The sequence below is a fragment of the Pseudomonas sp. TE3899 genome (genome assembly GCF_056279105.1).
Genome location: NZ_JBWBQR010000001.1, coordinates 4,729,608 through 4,747,376 on the forward strand (window position 1 = coordinate 4,729,608; position 17,769 = coordinate 4,747,376).

Here is a 17,769-nt window from a genome sequence, read left to right on the forward strand (position 1 = left end):
GCCCCGGAAAACTGTAGAAAACCTACCGCGCGGTAATCACCGACAACTTGGTAATCCCCGCCCGCTCGATCGAGGCCATGGCCCGTGCCACTTCGCCATAATTCACCCCGTCGTCCGCCTGTAATTGCACGCGCACTTCCGGGTCCTTGGCCTTCGCCGATTTCAGGTTGAATTCCAGCAAGTCCGGCTGGATTTCATCCTTGTTGATAAACAGCTTGCCGGCGCCGTCGATGCTGACCACCAGCGGGTCTTTCTGCTCCACCGGGGCCACGGCCTCGGTCTTGGGCAGGTTGATCGGGATCGCATTGGTCAGCAGCGGCGCGGTGACGATAAACACCACCAGCAGCACCAGCATCACGTCCACCAGCGGTGTCACGTTGATCTCGCTCAGCACCTCATCGCTGTCTTGCGTGGAGAAGGCCATATCAGGACGCCTCCTTCACTTTCTGCGCGCCACCCTGGGCCACCACCTTGTGCGAGGTCGGATGAATCAACAGGCGGAACGAACTCTTCTGCGCCAGGCTGTAGAAGTCGTGGGCGAAGTCATCCAGGTCCGCCGCCGTCAGTTTCAGGCGACGCAAAAAGTAGTTGTAAACCAGCACCGCCGGCACCGCGACGGCGATCCCTACACCGGTGGCGACCAGCGCCGCACCAATCGGCCCGGCCACGGTTTCCAGGCTCGCCGAACCCGCCGCGCTGATGCCTTTCAACGCTTCCATGATTCCCCACACCGTGCCGAACAAACCAATGAACGGCGAGGTGCTGCCAATACTCGCGACCACCGCCAGCCCGGTTTCCAGCGAACGACGTTCGCGGACGATCTGCTGACGCAAGGCGCGCTCCAGACGATCCTGATGATTGATCGCCTGGCTCAAATCATTGGCCTGCGGCGCTTCACCCACCTGGATCGCCGCATAACCGGCCTGGGCCACACGGGCCGCAGCACCCGGTTGGGTTTCGCTTAACTCGGCCGCCGAATCAAGACTCGACGCCGCCCAGAACTGTTTATGAAACTTGCGATCCTGGGCTTTCAGGCGACCGAACTGCACGCCCTTGAGCAACGCCAACCCCCAGGTGGCAACGGAAAAAACCACCAGCAGCCAGATCACCGCGCCTTCGATGGATTCAAGTGGAGAGGCCAGTAACGTCATGATGTATTCCCTCGTGTAAATTTTTTGCGCGAAATTGGTTTCGGTTTAATGAATCTTGAAATCGATGGGCACGCTGACCCAGCCATCCTGGGCGACATCACCTTGCTTGGCCGGCACGAAGCTCCAACGCTTCACCGCGTTGAGCGCGGCCTCGTCGAGCTGATCGCGACCACTGCTTTTCTGAATCTGGATTTCGCCGGGCTTGCCGTTGGCCAGCACATGCACTCGCAACAACACCGTGCCTTCCCAACCGCGGCGCTGGGCCAGGGACGGGTATTCCGGCGCCGGGTTCTTCAGGTACGCGGCATTGGCCGAGGCCGGGGTCACTGGCGCGGGCGCCGGTGGTGCAGGCGGTGCCGGAGCGGCAACAGGCGCTGTCGGTTGTGGCGGCGCCGGTGGCTGTTCAACGGCTTTAGGTGCCGGTTTCGGTACAGGTTTGGCGACCGGTTTTGGTTTAGGAATCGGCTTCGGTGGCGGCGGCTTCACGGCCAGCTCGTCTTCCACCGGCGGCGGAGGCTCGACCACCTGTTGAACCGGTGGAGGTGGTGGCGGTGGCGTCTCGACCACGGGCGGCGCCGGGCGCGAGAACTCGATAGTCATCGGCGGAATTTCCGGCGGTACGATCGGCAGTTCCTTGATCGGCTGCTGGTTGACCCAATAGATCACCGCGCCATGCACCAGCAACGCCAGTACACCGAGCAGGATCGCTTCGCGCCGGCTCAGGATGCCCTTGGGCGCCCGCTGCAAACGCAACTGGCCCAACGGCACGCGATGCACCCGGCCGAGGTCGACCAACTCGCCACTCGGCGCCTGGCGCCAGAGCAGCTCATGTGCGCCGGCGGCGGTCTGGACATTGCCCATTGATTAACTCCCTGCGGTCTCTTTGCGAATAACCCGATGACACCCCGCACTGAATCCCCCGCGCGGTGTATCGATGGGCCAATCATTGGGCCAGACGCTTATCTCTTAAAGTAATCTTTGAAGTTATGGATAGACCCAGATCGTATATGTGAAACGGTCAATTTCGCCAAAGCCACGCTGTACAAGGCTTACAGCGCAGCATCGAAAAAACGATGCTTTGCGAGCATCAAAAGTATTCGTGGAAGGCATCGATTCAGGGGGAAAGTCATAGCAGTTACAACTAACTACAGCGTATATCGCCCACAAACAAAAACAGGCTGATGCATGTTCAATGCATTAGCCTGTTGCTTGTTACAGCACTGATTATTGCTTGATTAACTCTCCAGCCAGACCTACTACTTCGCCATCAAAGTTGGTGCTCGAACCCACCGCACGAACTTTTTTGTCATTGTGGTCAGGTGAAAACAACGACCCTGTTTGAAAACCACTGCTGCCCTTCAGCCGATGAGCTTGGTGGTGGTTGGTTGAGTGACTATAAATAATTCAAAACAGCTTTACTCCTGCTTCTGTTGGCACTCAGTGATACCTACGCTCAACCAACAATTACCCAATTGCTGCGAACGTGAAAAATCATGATTAATCGCGATTAAAAATCGCCTGAAAATTCAAAAATGCTATTAAACAGTCGAAGGAACTGTAATTTCTGACAGTAGCGCCTCTTTATAAAAAGCTTTCAACTAGTCGCACACCCATTCAGGATGGCGAGAAACACCATGAACACCAAAACCCTTATTGCCGCGCTCGTTATGCTTTGTGCATCACACCTCTATGCAGCAGAAGAAATTAAAACGCCCTATTACAGTACCGAGATCAAGAATGATTCCAAGACAATCACAATGGGCATACGCGTTCACGGTCAGCCGGACACTTCACTACTCCCTGGACGCACGTTTTCTGTCACTTCTTTCCCAACAGCAGGTGGCCTGTTCAACGCTTCACCGAGCAACAAATTCAAATTTGTCTCTATTGCCATGACAGGCTGCACCAAAGAGATGTGTATCACGATGTCCGACTCCGAAACGGCTAACGCCGCCGACGGCAAAAAATCCGACAAAAACACACACTCGACCCCTGACTTTGAAATCTTCAACGCAAGCTCTTCCAATATTACGGTTCACAAAGCAGGAGATTCGTCCTGGGTAACGATCCCGAAAGATGGAAAAGCGACAATCCACGGCATCCTTGATTCAGGCTTCACTGTCAAAGGCCAAATGGAGGTCATCCAGATTGATAGGCAAAAGTGCGAGACGCCCTACTGCTATCGAGTCCTGCAATAACCGAATGGCTTTAGAAGCCTTAGGTCGCTTATCAGAAGTCGTAGCGACCGGTCAGGCCGAGGGTGCGCGGCGTACCGAGCAACCCTTCATAACCACCATTGCCGCCCGTCCACAGCGTTGTGTAATAGGTTTTGTCGAAGGCGTTTTTCAGCCACAGCGACACATCCCACTGCCCCTGGTTGAAGTCGCCGCGCAGGCCTGTGGATAAGTTGACCACCGCGTAACTCGGGATCTGCCCGTAGTCGGAATCCTCCACCGTGCCCACCGCTTTGGAGCGGAACGCGTAGCTGGCGGTGACGTATTCTTCGAAGCCGTTGCTCAGGTTCCATTTGTATTCGCCGTTGGCGTTGCCGATCCATTTCGAGGCGCCGACCACCTGGTGGCCGCTGAGGTCGCAAGAGGCCGGTGCGCCTGGACGCTGGCTGACTTCCGGCGGGCACGGGGCATCTTTGTAGGAGAGGTAGCTGACGTCGTTGAAGGAGCCGTTGAGGTTCAGGGTCAGGCCGCGCAACGGGATGATCGTGCTTTCGACTTCCACACCGCGCGAACGCACCGAGCCGGCGTTGGTCAGGTATTGCACGCGGTTGACGTCGTCGTAAGCGTTGGTCTGGTAGGCGTTGACCTGGGTCCAGAACACATTGGCGTTGAGTTGCAAACGACGGTCCCACAGGGTGCTTTTGAAACCGAGTTCGGCGTTGTTCGCGCGCTCGGTGCCGATCAACAGCGAGTCGGCGCCGGCGGTGGGTGCGGAGCCGACCGCGAGGTTCACGCCACCGGATTTTTCGCCGTGGGACAAGGTCGCGTAACCGAGCAAATCATCGGTAAAGCGGTAGCTCAGGTTCAGCAGGCCGGAAGGGCTGGAGCTGTACTGATTCAGATCGCCGGAATCGTAGGCGCCAGTGCGACCACGTCTGGCCGTCGCCGCCGCCCCGGTCACCGCCGCGCCACCCACCGGTGCATCGCGAGTGACCCAGGCGTTTTTCTCTTCGTAGGTGCCACGTACCCCGGCGGTGAAGTCCAGCCGTGGGGTGAGGTGCCAGGTGCCTTGGGCAAACAACGCAAAGCTGTTGGTTTCGATATGACCGTTGCCGACGCTGTCGACGTTGGCCAGTGCACCCCGTGGCGTGCCGTTCCAGATGTCGGCTTGCGGGCCGTAGTAGGCGAAGGATTTGTTGTCCAGGTCCGAGCCGAAGTAGTAGGCGCCGAGCACGTAGTCGAAGAATTCGCCCTTGGGCGACGCCAAACGAAACTCCTGGGAGTACTGCTTATCTTCCACCGAGACCCCGGCGTTGTAGCTCGCCGGTACGTTCAAGCCGTCGTCATTGCGCGGGGTGAAATTCCACCAGCGATAGGCGCTGACCGAGGTCAAGGTGAAGTCGCTCGGCAAGGTCCAGTTAGCCTCCACCGACGTACCGCCCTGATGCACCGTGACGTGTTGATCGTTGTCCAGGTTGACCTTGCGGTGGGAGCCGTTGACCAGCGTCGCCCCCGCCGCAGCGGCCCGTGATTCGTAGAGATTGACGCCATTGATGGTCGGCCCGGTGCTGTACAGCACGCGGGTGCCGGCGCTGGAATCCTCTTCGTTGTAATCGCCGATCCAGCGCAGGTTGAACGACTCGTTGGGCTTGAACAGTAACTGGCCACGGAAGCCTTCGCGAGAACCACCGTTCAAGTCGTGGCCGTTGAATTCGTTCTTGATGTCGCCGTCGCTGCGGGTGCGATACGCGGAAAAGCGCCCGGCGAGTTCGTCGTTCAGCGGCCCGGAAATCGTGCCCTTGGTCTGGAAGTAACCGTCCTCGCCCACCGAAGTTTCGATGCTGCGTTCCGGGGTAAACGAGGGCGCGCGGGTGCTGATGTTGATCACCCCGGCGGTGGTGTTCTTGCCGAACAACGTGCCCTGGGGACCGCGCAGCACTTCGAGTTGTTCGATGTCCATCAGGTCGAACACCGCCATGCCCGGCCGCCCGAGGTAAACGTTGTCGATGTAGAGCCCGACGCTGCCCTCCAGGCCATCGCTGGCCGGGTTGTTGCCCAGGCCCCGGATCGACACGCTGGACTGGCGCGCATGCATGTAGGCGACGTTGACGCTGGGCACCAGTTGCTGCAAATCCTGAATGCGATAGACCCGCTGGGTTTCCAGGGCCTGGCCGCTGACGACGCTCATCGGTGTTGGCACGTCTTGCGAGCTTTCTTCGCGGCGACGGGTGGTGACGGTCACGGTTTCCAGTTGCGAACTGTCGGCAGTGGGTTTGCTGGCAGGTGCCGCTTCGGGCGTTGTGCTGTCGGCCGCATAGGCCTGGGCACTGCCCGCCAGCAACAGGGCCAGGGGCAGGCGTTTGAGCCGTCGGGGCGATAAGGGCGAGGCAAGGTTCAACGGACTCATGGGGCGGCTCCTGGTCAAAAAACACGCAGTGACATTCAGCAGTGCATATTCTTTTAAGTTATTTATTTATGTTTTTACAAAGATTTACTGCATAAGAGATTGCCTTTATAAGGAGTCCACCCGATGCATATCCAATGCATTCGCCCGATATTTTTTATGTGAAAAATGCATATCGATTTGCGCCAACTCCGCCACTTCATCGCCCTCGCCGACCAGCGCAGTTTTGTCGCGGGCGCCTTGGCGGTGAACCTCTCGCAATCGGCGTTCAGCCGCAGCATCCAGGCCCTGGAACACAGCGTCGGTTGTCAGTTGGTGGATCGCGGCCGCAAGGACCTGGCGCCGACCAAACAGGGCCAGGTATTGCTCGAACATGCACGGCGCCTGGTCAGCGGCGCGCAGCAGATGGCCAACGAGATCAGCCAGTTCAATGGCCTGGAGGCCGGGGAGTTGCGCTTCGGTTGCGGCCCTGCACCGGCGGCGGGGTTGATCCCCCGGGCCATCGGCAGTTTTATCGGGCGCTATCCGAAAGCGCGGGTGCAGTTTCAGGTGGACGACTGGCAGAGCCTGAGCAAGCGATTGCTGAGCGAGGAGTTCGAATTCTTTGTCGCGGACACCCGCTATTTCGAAGCCGACCCGGACTACCTGACTCAACGCCTGCGCCCGCGCAAATGGCATTTCTGCTGCCGCGCCGGGCATCCTTTGGCGGGGCGTGAAAGCGTCAGCGCGGCGGAATTGATGAGCTATCCGATGGCCGTGACCATCCGCCCGCCAAACCTGCGCAAAGTCATCGTCGACCTGAGTGGCCGCCCGGATTTCACGCCGAATGTGGAATGTGAAAACAGCTCCAGCTTGCTGAGCGTGGTGATGCGTTCGGATGCCATCGGGATTGTCGGTGCTTATTCAGATGCGCTGCATTTGGCCAGAGGTGAATTGGTGTGTTTGAAGATCGATGGGCTGGCGGATGATCTGGAGGAGTTGTACACGCGCTACGGGATCGTCAGCCGCGCCGGGTATCGCTTGTCGCCGTTGGCCGAGGCGATGATTGCGCAGATCAAGGCGATTGATGCGGTGGATGAGGAGGTGTGTTCGCTGGAGAATCTCGCTGTCTGATCGGGCCTCTTCGCGGGCAAGACTCGCTCCTACGGGTTTGTGGCGCGCCCGGACCTGATGCACCCGCTGCATAAAACCCATTCCTCAAATGCACTTGCCTCTACCCCGTCCAACCAGCGAAAACCCTCGCCTGTCTTCCGATCGGTGAACCCCATGCCCAACACCCAAAACCCCGTGCGCAACGTGCTGTACATCATGTGCGATCAACTGCGCCGCGATTACCTGTCGTGCTACGGCCACCCGCATTTACACACGCCGAATATCGATCGCCTGGCCGCCGCTGGCGTGCGTTTCAGCCGCGCCTACACCCAAGGCACAATCTGCGGGCCGTCGCGGATGTCGGCCTACACCGGGCGCTATGTCAGCAGCCATCAAGTGGCGTGGAACGCCGTGCCGTTGCCCCTGGAAGAACTGACCATCGGTGACTATCTGCGCCCGCATGGCATCCGCACCGCGCTGGTGGGCAAGACCCACGCCACACCTAATCTGGATGCCTTGCAACGGCTCGCGATCGATCCTTCCAGCGAGCAGGCCGACGTGTTGAACGAGGTGGGTTTCGAAGCCTTTTTCCGCCACGACGGCATCTTCCCCGACGACCCGCTGTTCGACGACAAACGCGAGTCCGCGCCCTACACCCATTACCTGCGCGACCACGGTTTCGACGGTCGTAATCCGTGGCACGACTGGGCCAACGCCGCCGAAGGCGCCAAGGGCGAAATCCTCAGCGGCTGGAAAATGCGCAACGCCCATCTCCCCGCACGCGTCCCCGAGCAGCATTCAGAAACCGTCTACACCACCGACCGCGCCATCGACTTCATCGCCGAGCAAGGCGAGCAGCCGTGGTGCCTGCACCTGTCGTACATCAAGCCGCACTGGCCCTACATCGCCCCGGCGCCGTATCACGCGCTGTATGGCGCCGAGCAGGTGATCGAACCGGTGCGCGCAGCGCTTGGCGAGGAGAGCGATCACCCGGTGTACAACGCGTTTCGCCAACACGAAGAGAGCCTGAATTTCTCCCGGGATGAGGTGCGGTTGAACGTGGTGCCCACCTACATGGGGCTGATCAAACAGGTCGATGATCAGCTCGGGCGATTGTTTGATGTTCTGCAGAGCAACGGGCGCTGGGACGACACGCTGATCGTGTTCACCAGCGATCACGGCGACTTCCTCGGCGATCATTACCTGGGGGAAAAAGAGTTTTTGCTGGAACCGGCCGTGGGGATTCCGTTGATCGTGCGCGACCCGCGAGCGGCGGCGGATGGCACCCGGGGATCGGTGGACGATCGGCTGGTGGAAACCATTGATGCGCTGCCGACCTTTCTTGAGGCACTGGGTTTGCCGAGCGCGGATCACCGGCTCGAAGGACGCTCGCTAATCCCGTTGCTGCATGGCGTGGAAACCGACTGGCGCCGCTATGCGATCAGCGAATACGACTACGCCTTCCAGGCCCCGGCGCGGGAGCGTCTGGCGCAACCCATCGACCGTTGCCGCATGACCATGGTGCGCAGCGAGCGCTGGAAATACCTGGCGTATGACGGGTTTCGGCCGCAGCTGTTTGATTTGCTGAATGACCCGCAGGAGTTGCGCGATCTGGGCGCGGACCCGGCGTTTGCCGCCGTTCGCGAAGAGCATGCGGGGTATCTGTTTGAGTGGGTGCGCGGGTTGAAACGGCGCACCACCATCAGTCATCAGGAGATTGATCTGCGCGGGCAGCGGTTTCGGTATGGCGAGCCGCAGATCGAGAAGTTGGTGCAGATCGGCGTGTGGTAACCCATATTGTGGCGAGGGAGCTTGCTCCCGCTGGACTGCGCAGCAGTCCCTTTTTTTGGGGCCGCTTCGCGGCCCAGCGGGAGCAAGCTCCCTCGCCACAGAGTAGGTGCTCGGCCTCAAATCCCTTTGATGGTCTGACTCCGCTGCCCCGCCACGCCCACCGGCACTTCACCCTTCAACGTCACCCGCCGCACGATCCGGTCCTGCGTCCCATAGTCATCCACCGCGTAATGCTGGGTCGAACGGTTATCCCAGATCGCCACATCACCCGCCTTCCAGCGCCAGCGCACGGTGTTTTCCAGGCGCGTGACATGGCTTTGCAACAGGCCAAACAAATGTGCCGAATCCGCTTGGGAGTAGCCCTTGATGCGCTTCACAAAGTGCCCCAGCAGCAAGCTCTTCTCGCCGCTGATCGGGTGCACGCGCACTACCGGATGCTCGGTTTCGTAGACGGTGGAGGTGAAGATCTTGCGGTAGCGCTCCAGCTTCTCCGCCGACACGTCGGGCTTGGCCCCGGCGTAGTCGTATTCGTTGCTGTGCACGGCGGTGAGTTTGTCCGCCAGTTCTCGCAGCTCCGGCGCCAGTTCGTTGTAGGCGGTGGCGGTATTGGCCCAGAAGGTGTCGCCACCGAACGCCGGGGCCACTACCGAGCGCAGGATCGAGGCTTTCGGGTAGGCGTCGACGAAGGTTACGTCGGTGTGCCAGGAGTTGGCGCGCTGGCCTTCAGCGCCGTCCAGTTCCAGCAGGTAACGGGTGCCGTCGCGCACCGGTACGGTCGGGTGCGCCACCGGTTCGCCGAGCAAGTGGGCGAAGGCTTCCTGGCTCTGATCGTCGAGTTGGGTCTGCTCGCGGAAGAACACGACTTTGTACTGCACCAGCGCTTGCTGGATCGCTTCGACGGTGCCGGCGTCCAGCTCACCGGAAAGTTGCACGCCGCGGATCTCGGCGCCGATCCGACCGGCCACCGGATGGATTTCAAGCGCGTGAACAGCAGGTTTTACAGCTAAAGCGGCATTGCTCATGGGTAGACCCTCGATCGGACTGCTGACGGTTGAACGGCAACTAAACATTGCTCTATCTATATTCAATTTAGGTCTAATAGATATTCACATGCTTCGTTGACGGAATAAGAGCTTGCATTTAAAACCTCAAGCAACCCTCGTCGCAAATGCCTTCGAGCTATTTTTAGGATGCCGGAAAAGCATATGGATCTTCGCCAGTTGCGCTACTTCATCGCCCTTAACGAGCACCGTAGTTTTGTCCGCGCGGCCGACGCCATGGGCATCACTCAACCGGCGTTCAGCCGCAGTATCCAAGGGCTGGAGCAAGAATTCGGTTGCGTGCTGGTGGACCGAGGCAACAAGGATCTGCGCCCCACGCCCGAGGGTCAGGTGGTGCTGCAACATGCCCTGACCCTGGTGCAAGGCGCGGCGTTGCTCAACGCCGAAGTGACGCAGATGACCAAGCTCGACGCCGGCGAACTGCGCTTCGGCTGCGGCCCGGCACCGGCGGTGAAACTGGTGCCGGATGCGGTGGCGCAATTCATCAACGCCCACCCGAAAGTGCGCACCTGTTTTCAGGTGGATAACTGGGAAAAACTCAGCCGCGCATTGACCCGGGAAGAGATCGAATTCTTCATCGCCGACATCCGTCATTTCGAGGCCGACCCGAACTTCCAGACCCAGGCGCTGACGCCTAAGCGCGGGGTGTTTTTCTGCCGGCCGGGGCATCCGCTGCTGGTCAAGGACAGCCTGTCCACCAACGACATGTTCGACTATCCGCTGGCGACCACATTGATCCCGCCGGGCATCCGCAAACTGCTGGCGAACCTCAGTGGGCGGATGGATTTTTCACCGACCATCGAGACCGAGCACTTTCCGGCGCTGGTGAAGATTGTGTTGCAGTCGAATGCGATTGGCATTGGCACCGAAGAGGCGTTTGTCGAGGACATTGCCCAGGGTTCGCTGGTGTTGCTGCACTGGCGCAATTTGCCGCAGAACGTCGAGAGCATGAACGCGCGATGCGGGATTGTCAGCCGCACCGGGTTCCGGTTGTCGCCGGCGGCGCGGGCGATGATTGAGACGTTGGTGGCGGTGGATAAACAGCAGATTGCCGTCGCGGTTTGAATGCATTTGTGGCGAGGGCGCTTGCTCCCGCTGGACCGCGAAGCGGCCCCAAACCAGCCAACGCGATGACCCGCAAAGCAAAGCGATCACCGGAATACGACTGCTACGCAGCCGAACGGGAGCAAGCTCCCTCGCCACAGGTGTTCATATCAAAGCTCGGCAGCCGCCAACTCCGGCACCACCCAATCCGTCACCTTGAACGGCTTGCGAATCAGCTTCTGTTGCGAAGCCAGATCCACCGCATCCTGCAATTTCCCGAGGAATACCGGGTCCAGGGTCGAGGGGAATACTTCGCTCAATTTCTGATCCTGCAAATCCTGCTGCAGAATCAGCGGTGGATAACTCGCCAGCCCCGACACCAACTGAATGTACGCGTCCTTGTTGCTGTCCTGGGTCAGCCACTCCACTGCTTGCTGCTGCGCTTTCAACAGTTTTGCGACGACGTCGGGATGCTCGTCGACAAACTTTCCGGTGCCCACCAGCACACTCTGGATACTGCCGGCGCCGCCCAAATCTTTGGTGTTCAACGGCAACTCGGCCAAGCCCTTGGCCCGCAGCGCGGTCAACCCGGAGCTGCCCCACGACGCATCGATCTGCTTGGCCGCCAACGCCGCCACCGCACCGTTGAAAGTCCAGGTTGATCACCTTCACGTCCTTCTCGCTCAAACCCTGGCTGGCCAGCGCCGCATCGAACGACAACTGCGTGGCGGTGCCACGGAAGATCGCCACGCGTTTGCCCTTGAGGTCTTGCAGGGTCTTGATCCCCGAACCGGGCACCACGCCCAGATACTGTTTCACCCCGCGCGCGGAGGCGCTGAGCAGCCGCGTGTCCAAACCGTTGGACTTGCCGATGATCGCTGCCAAATCGCCGAGGTAAGCCAGGTCCACTTGACCGTTGGCGAACGCTTCGTTGATCACGGGACCGGCGCCCTTGAAGAAGCTCCACTGAATCTTGATGCCCTGATCGGCGAAGGCTTTTTCGTAGATCTGCTGGTCGCGCAATACATCCGCTATGCCGCCGCCGCTGTGCTGGGTACCGGCACTGAGGTCGGGCACGGCGATCCTGATTTCCTTGAGTTCATCGGCGTGGGCGGTAAACGCCAGCAACCCCGCCAGGGCCGGGATGGCGAACAGACTGATGACACGTTTGAAGGGACGATTCATGGGTGCGGCTCCTGGTGGTAACGGCGTTGAGGAGCAGAACGTAGGCTGAATCGGGTCCAGCACTTAAATACTATAAATTCACATTTTTATAGCTTTTAGATCTATGCCAGGCAACGCGGGTGTCTTGGGCGGGTATGCATAAACAGCATCGAAAATATTCTTCGAATGCATTGGATGCGTGTGGGCTGGAAGCCTTAAATGGCTTGGCTTATCTCTCAATAGCATTGATTCAATTTTTTATAGATCGATTTCGCATACACCGAAGACCTGTAGGAGCGAGGCTTGCCCACGAAGGCGTTAGTACATCCAACATTTATGGTGACTGACACTGCGCTTTCGCGGGCAAGCCTCGCTCCTACAAAGGTCAAAAACGGAGGTCATCCATGGCCCGTGTTTCCCTTCTCAGCCTGCCGCTGGCCGCTCCGCCGCTCAACAGTCGACGACTTTGGCCCAGCCTGAGCCAACGCCTGTTGCCCTGGTTGTTGCCCATCAGTCTGTTCGCCCTCTGGTGGCTGGCCAGCCGTAATCACTGGATGAGCGAGCAGATCCTGCCGGCGCCCTCGCTGGTGTGGAGCAGCGCGGTCGAACTGTCCCAGGGCGAGTTATGGAGCCATCTGTGGATCAGCCTGCAACGCCTGTTCTGGGGCTTGCTCGCCGGAGTCAGCGCCGGCGCCATCCTCGGCGCGGCGCTGGGTTTCAGTCGGCGCCTGGAGCGTCTGGTATTCCCGACGTTCGCCGGGTTGGCGCAAGTGCCGACCCTGGCCTGGATTCCATTGTTCATGGTGTTTTTCGGCATCGGCGAAGTGCTGAAACTGGTGGTGCTGGTCAAAGCCATCGTGGTGCCGGTGACCCTGCACACCCTGGTTGGCGTGCGGGATGCCCAACCCAAATTGCGCGAAGCCGCCGCCGTGCTGCGCCTGCCCACTCGCTTGTTGATCCGTCGCCTCATCCTGCCCGCCGCCCTCCCTGCCTTCATGGCCGGCGTACGGTTGGCATTGGCCGCCGGTTGGACCTCGTTGCTGGCCGTCGAACTGCTGGCCTCCAGCGAAGGCATCGGCTACCTGATGGTCTGGGCGCGGCAGTTGTTCATGCTCGACATCGTTTTCGTGGTGATCGTGGTGATCGGTTTTATCGGTGTGGCGATGGATCGCGGCATCGGTCTGCTGGATAAAAAACTCGTGCACTGGCCGCATCCCGCCACTGCCGAAATTCGTCGCGGCCCGCGCTATGCCGGGTGGCAGCGGGTACAGCCGTGGCTGTTGCCGCTGGCGCTGCTGGCGTTGTGGCAAGTGACCACGGATCAGCAGTGGATCGACGCGAATATTCTGGTCAGCCCATTGGCCGTGTTGGCAACCACCTGGCACGGTTTGCTCGACGGCACGTTGCTCGGCGGTATGGCCCTGAGCCTGGGCCGCACCCTCGGCGGTCTGCTGCTGGGCGGCGGCCTCGGGTTGGCGCTGGGCTTGTTGCTGGGCCTGTCGCGCACCAGTGAACGGGTGCTCGGCCCGACCCTCGCGGCGATCCGCCAGATCGCGATTTTCGCCTGGGTGCCACTGCTCACCGCGTGGTTTGGCCTGGGGGAATTGGCCAAGTGGGTGTTCGTCGCCCTCGCGGCGTTCTTCCCGCTGTTCATCGCCACCCAACGCAGCGTCGCCAACCTCTCGCCGCAGCTCAATGAAGCGGCGCAGGTGCTGCGCCTCAATCTCGGCCAGCGCCTGCGCCGTCTGGTGCTGCCCGGTGCCGCGCCGGGGATTTTCGCCGGCCTGCGCCTGAGCCTGATCTACGCCTGGCTCGGCACCATCGGCGCCGAATATTTCATGCCGTCCAACGGCGGCATCGGCAGCCAGATGATCGGCGCGCAACAACTGCTGCGCATGGACCTGATCATGGCCGGCATGCTCCTGGTGGGCCTGACCGGCGCTCTGCTCAACCTTATCGGCCAACGCCTGGAAATCCGCGCGACCCGCTGGAGACACGCATGAACGCACCGATTGTCAGCTTCAACCACGTGGGCAAATCCTTCGATGTCGATGGCTTTGAACTGGAGGCGATTCGCGAATTCAACCTGGAAATTGCCGAGGGCGAATTCGTCGCCATTGTCGGCTCCAGCGGCTGCGGCAAATCGACGTTGCTGCGGCTGCTGGTGGGGCTCGATACGCAGTTTCGCGGGCAGATTACCGTGGACGGCAAAGCGGTCAGCGGCATCGGTGGCGAGCGCGGCATCGTGTTTCAGGAACATCGATTGTTCCCGTGGCTGACAGTGGCCGACAACATCGGCCTGGGCCTGGTCAACGAACCCTTGAGCGCCGAGCAAAAGCAAAAACGCATCGACGATTTCATCGAGCTGGTGGGCCTCAAAGACTTCACCCGCGCCTACCCGCATCAACTCTCCGGCGGCATGGCGCAACGAGTCGCCATCGCGCGCGGCCTGGTGGCCAGCCCACGGATTCTGCTGCTGGACGAACCCTTCGGCGCCCTCGATGCTCTGACCCGACAGCAGATGCAGGACGAGCTTCTGGCGATTCGCAGTCGCGCAAAAATCACCACGATCCTCGTGACTCATGACGTCGAGGAAGCGATCTTCCTCGCCGACCGCGTGGTGGTGATGGAGCCGCGCCCCGGACGCATCAAGCAAGTGGTCGACATCGCCCTGCCCCATCCGCGCCAGCGCAGCAGTTTCGACTTCCACCAATTGCGCGAAGAGTTGCTGCACGAACTCACCAGCGACGACCACTACCAACCCACCGTGCCGGTGCAGATCCGTGACCTGCCGCTGTCCTTCATTGCCTGCTGAACAGGAGATTTTTGATGCCGCAACGTCCCAACTTTCTGGTGATCCTGGCCGATGACCTGGGCTTTTCCGATATCGGCGCGTTCGGTGGTGAAATCGCCACGCCGAACCTCGATGCCCTGGCCAACAACGGCCTGCGCCTGACCGATTTCCACACCGCACCCACCTGTTCGCCGACCCGTTCGATGCTGCTGACCGGCACCGACCACCACATCGCCGGCATCGGCACCATGGCCGAAGCGCTGACCCCGGAGTTGATCGGCAAACCGGGTTACGAGGGTCACCTCAACGACCGCGTGGTGGCGTTGCCTGAGTTGCTGCGCGAGGCCGGTTACCAGACGTTGATGAGCGGCAAATGGCACCTGGGCCTGACCGCTGAACTGGCGCCGCACGCACGGGGTTTCGAGCGTTCGTTCTCGTTGCTGCCCGGCGCCGCCAACCATTACGGGTTCGAGCCGACCTACGATGAACACACGCCTGGCCTGCTGAAATCCACCCCGGCGCTGTACATCGAAGACGACACCTTTGTCGAAGAACTGCCGAAGGATTTCTATTCCTCCGATGCCTTTGGCGACAAGCTTTTGCAGTACCTCAAGGAACGTGATCAGACCCGGCCATTCTTCGCCTATCTGCCGTTTTCCGCGCCGCATTGGCCGTTGCAGGCTCCGGCCGATGTGGTTGAAAAATACCGTGGTCGTTATGACGCGGGTCCCGAAGTGCTGCGGTTGGAGCGACTGGAAAAACTCAAGGCATTGGGGTTGATCGACGCCGATGTCGAACCTCATCCGCTGATCCAGCTCACCGCCCAATGGGATGCCTTGAGCGAAGAACAACGCCAGGTGTCCGCCCGGGCCATGGAGGTTTACGCGGCGATGGTCGAGCGCATGGACTGGAACATCGGTCGCGTGGTCGATTACCTGCGCAAACAGGGGCAACTGGACAACACCTTCATCCTGTTCATGTCCGATAACGGCGCTGAAGGCGCATTGCTGGAAGCCTTTCCGAAATTCGGTCCGGAGCTGCTGACCTATCTGAACCAGCACTACGACAACAGCCTGGAGAACATTGGCCGTGCCAACTCTTACGTCTGGTACGGACCGAGTTGGGCCCAGGTCGCGACCGCACCGTCACGGCTGTTCAAGGCCTTCACCACTGAAGGCGGGATTCGTGTGCCGGCGCTGGTGCACTACCCGCAACTGCCGCTCAAGGGACAGATCAGCCATGGGTTTGGCACGGTGATGGACATCACGCCAACGATTCTCGACCTGGCCGGCGTGCGCCATCCCGGCAAGCGTTGGCGTGGCAAGGACGTGGCGCAACTGCGAGGAAAATCGTGGCTGGGGTTTCTGTCCGGTGAAACGGCGCAAGTGCATGACGAACACACGGTGACCGGGTGGGAATTGTTCGGGCGCCGGGCGATTCGGCAGGGGCAGTGGAAAGCGGTGTACATCCCCGGGCCGGTGGGGCCGGCGACCTGGCAGCTTTATGATCTGGGGAGTGATCCGGGGGAGATTCATGATTTGGCGCTGTTGCAGCCGGACAAACTGGCTGCGCTGATTGAGCATTGGCAGCGGTATGTGGATGAAACCGGGGTGATCTTGAGTGAGTCGCCGTTTCAGCCCGACTAACCACCGATCGTTCCCACGCGCAGCAAAGGAATGCAGCCAGGGACGCTCCGCGTCCCAGAAGCAATGGGATGGACTCCTCCTCACTTCGGCATCTTGAGTGCCAGACTGAAAGTGCGAACCACAGTCAACGGTGAGAAGGAGTCCACACATGAAGCTTATGCGAATTGGGGTCGACCTGGCCAAGAACGTGTTTCAGATCCACGGCGTGGATTGTCATGAGCTACCCGTCTGGCGGCAGCGTTTATCGCGCGATCGCTGGCTGCAAACGGTGCTGGAAAAGATCGAACCCGGCTGTGAGATCGGCATGGAAAGTTGCGGTGGTGCGCACCATTGGGCGCGGCAACTACAAGCACGCGGATTTCGGGTGAAGCTGATCGCGCCGCAGTTCGTCAAACCGTACGTCAAGAGCAACAAGAACGACGCCAACGATGCCGAGGCGATCTGCGAAGCCATGAGCCGCCCCAGCATGCGCTTCGTCGCCGTCAAGACCATCGAACAACAGGATATTCAGGCGACGCATCGCATCCGGGCCGGCTTAATCGAACAGCGCACGGCCAAAGCCAATCAGATTCGTGGGCTGATCGCCGAGTACGGCCTCGTTGCGCCGAAGGAATTACTGATGCTGCGTCGCGCAATACCTTGCTGGCTGGAAGATGCAGATAACGGTTTGACGGCACGCTTTCGTCGTCTGCTGAATGGCTTGTGGGACGACCTACGCGCACTTGACGAGCGCGTGAGCGAACTCAATGGCGAGATATCTGCAATCGCGGCAAGTGAACCAACGGCCGTCCGCTTGCAGCAGTTACGCGGTGTAGGCCCAATGATCGCTACCGCGCTCATCGCCGCTATCGGTGATGCCCGCCAGTTTGCCAATGGCCGACAATTGGCGGCCTCACTAGGGCTGACACCCAGACAACACAGTTCTGGCGGAAAGGACCGATTACTTGGCATAAGCAAACGAGGAGATGCCTATTTGCGAACGTTGATGGTCCATGGTGCTCGATCAGCACTGCGCACGGCCAAATCCAAAGACGACCGGCTCAGCCAGTGGGCCGTCCGTTTGGCCGAGCGATCACATCCCAATGTGGCCGCTATCGCGCTGGCCAACAAAACTGCACGCATGGCTTGGGCAATGCTGCGCAATGACACTGATTACCAACCGGACAGGGCCGCAGCCTGACCCACAGACTTAAACGCCAACGAGTAAAAACTGCCTACCACGATTGCGAAGCAACCCTAACGATGGCAAACCGGTCGAACCGGCGTCGGCAAACCCCTCAAGCGTCCAAGTGCGCGAAGCACGTAGAAGCGATTGGGAGCCGGCGCGCGAATAGCCCATCATGGCCCTGCATCGAAACGATGCTGTATCCAGAGGCCGAATATACGTGTGCAGTCGGCACGGGCGCCAAAGCGAAGGAAGCTTCCCAACGAGGAGGAGTCCATATACG

13 protein-coding genes and 1 pseudogene are annotated in these 17,769 nt (G+C 60.1%); 8 read left to right on the forward strand and 6 right to left on the reverse strand.

The features are described 5' to 3' along the window. Positions 1-22: 22 nt before the first annotated feature. The 3 genes from ACZ89E_RS21540 to ACZ89E_RS21550 are packed head-to-tail and all read right to left on the reverse strand — an operon-like array spanning position 23 to position 2,012. Positions 23-424 (reverse strand): ExbD/TolR family protein, encoded by a 402-nt coding sequence (locus tag ACZ89E_RS21540; protein ID WP_003220570.1) that lies wholly within the window; start codon positions 422-424, stop codon positions 23-25. Position 425: 1 nt separating this feature from the next. Continuing rightward, a complete protein-coding gene (locus tag ACZ89E_RS21545; protein ID WP_149659003.1) occupies positions 426-1,151 on the reverse strand; it encodes a MotA/TolQ/ExbB proton channel family protein in 726 nt (241 codons plus the stop codon). 45 nt (positions 1,152-1,196) lie between these two features. Beyond that, positions 1,197-2,012 carry an energy transducer TonB gene (locus tag ACZ89E_RS21550; protein ID WP_463259073.1) on the reverse strand — a complete coding sequence of 272 codons (816 nt, stop codon included), beginning with the start codon at positions 2,010-2,012 and terminating at the stop codon, positions 1,197-1,199. A gap of 773 nt (positions 2,013-2,785) precedes the next feature. On the opposite strand from ACZ89E_RS21550, the gene ACZ89E_RS21555 reads away from it, so the two are divergent. Then, positions 2,786-3,349 carry a hypothetical protein gene (locus tag ACZ89E_RS21555; RefSeq protein WP_476256408.1) on the forward strand — a complete coding sequence of 188 codons (564 nt, stop codon included), beginning with the start codon at positions 2,786-2,788 and terminating at the stop codon, positions 3,347-3,349. Between the two features lie 31 nt (positions 3,350-3,380). Here ACZ89E_RS21555 and ACZ89E_RS21560 read toward each other — a convergent pair whose 3' ends face one another. After that, the gene (locus ACZ89E_RS21560) at positions 3,381-5,732 is read right to left on the reverse strand and encodes a TonB-dependent receptor (protein WP_476256409.1); all 2,352 of its coding nucleotides are present in this window, start codon (positions 5,730-5,732) and stop codon (positions 3,381-3,383) included. 165 nt (positions 5,733-5,897) lie between these two features. Here ACZ89E_RS21560 and ACZ89E_RS21565 point away from each other — a divergent pair, with 165 nt between their 5' ends. Both ACZ89E_RS21565 and ACZ89E_RS21570 read left to right on the forward strand, forming a co-directional pair. Then, positions 5,898-6,842: a LysR family transcriptional regulator gene (locus ACZ89E_RS21565; protein ID WP_476256410.1), complete on the forward strand. Its 945-nt coding sequence runs from the start codon at positions 5,898-5,900 to the stop codon at positions 6,840-6,842. 153 nt (positions 6,843-6,995) lie between these two features. Beyond that, entirely contained in the window at positions 6,996-8,612 is a 1,617-nt protein-coding gene (locus tag ACZ89E_RS21570; RefSeq protein WP_476256411.1) for an alkaline phosphatase family protein, read from the forward strand. Positions 8,613-8,728: 116 nt separating this feature from the next. Here ACZ89E_RS21570 and ACZ89E_RS21575 read toward each other — a convergent pair whose 3' ends face one another. Continuing rightward, positions 8,729-9,634 carry a TauD/TfdA dioxygenase family protein gene (locus ACZ89E_RS21575; protein WP_149658997.1) on the reverse strand — a complete coding sequence of 302 codons (906 nt, stop codon included), beginning with the start codon at positions 9,632-9,634 and terminating at the stop codon, positions 8,729-8,731. A 183-nt stretch (positions 9,635-9,817) separates the two neighbouring features. On the opposite strand from ACZ89E_RS21575, the gene ACZ89E_RS21580 reads away from it, so the two are divergent. Further along, positions 9,818-10,738 carry a LysR family transcriptional regulator gene (locus ACZ89E_RS21580; RefSeq protein ID WP_463259067.1) on the forward strand — a complete coding sequence of 307 codons (921 nt, stop codon included), beginning with the start codon at positions 9,818-9,820 and terminating at the stop codon, positions 10,736-10,738. 149 nt (positions 10,739-10,887) lie between these two features. On the opposite strand, the pseudogene ACZ89E_RS21585 reads toward ACZ89E_RS21580, so the two are convergent. Next, a pseudogene (locus tag ACZ89E_RS21585) lies at positions 10,888-11,902 on the reverse strand (ABC transporter substrate-binding protein). Positions 11,903-12,285: 383 nt separating this feature from the next. Between ACZ89E_RS21585 and ACZ89E_RS21590 the strand changes: the two are divergent. The 4 genes from ACZ89E_RS21590 to ACZ89E_RS21605 all read left to right on the forward strand — a co-directional run bounded on the left by ACZ89E_RS21590 (position 12,286) and on the right by ACZ89E_RS21605 (position 17,501). Beyond that, on the forward strand, positions 12,286-13,884 hold the full coding sequence (locus ACZ89E_RS21590) for an ABC transporter permease (RefSeq protein ID WP_476256412.1): 1,599 nt from the start codon (positions 12,286-12,288) through the stop codon (positions 13,882-13,884). Beyond that, a complete protein-coding gene (locus tag ACZ89E_RS21595) occupies positions 13,881-14,696 on the forward strand; it encodes an ABC transporter ATP-binding protein (protein ID WP_476256413.1) in 816 nt (271 codons plus the stop codon). The genes ACZ89E_RS21590 and ACZ89E_RS21595 overlap by 4 nt, the downstream gene beginning before the upstream one ends. A 14-nt stretch (positions 14,697-14,710) precedes the next feature. Next, on the forward strand, positions 14,711-16,321 hold the full coding sequence (locus ACZ89E_RS21600) for an arylsulfatase (RefSeq protein ID WP_476256414.1): 1,611 nt from the start codon (positions 14,711-14,713) through the stop codon (positions 16,319-16,321). A 148-nt stretch (positions 16,322-16,469) separates the two neighbouring features. After that, entirely contained in the window at positions 16,470-17,501 is a 1,032-nt protein-coding gene (locus tag ACZ89E_RS21605; protein ID WP_463259842.1) for an IS110 family RNA-guided transposase, read from the forward strand. Positions 17,502-17,769 lie beyond the last annotated feature (268 nt).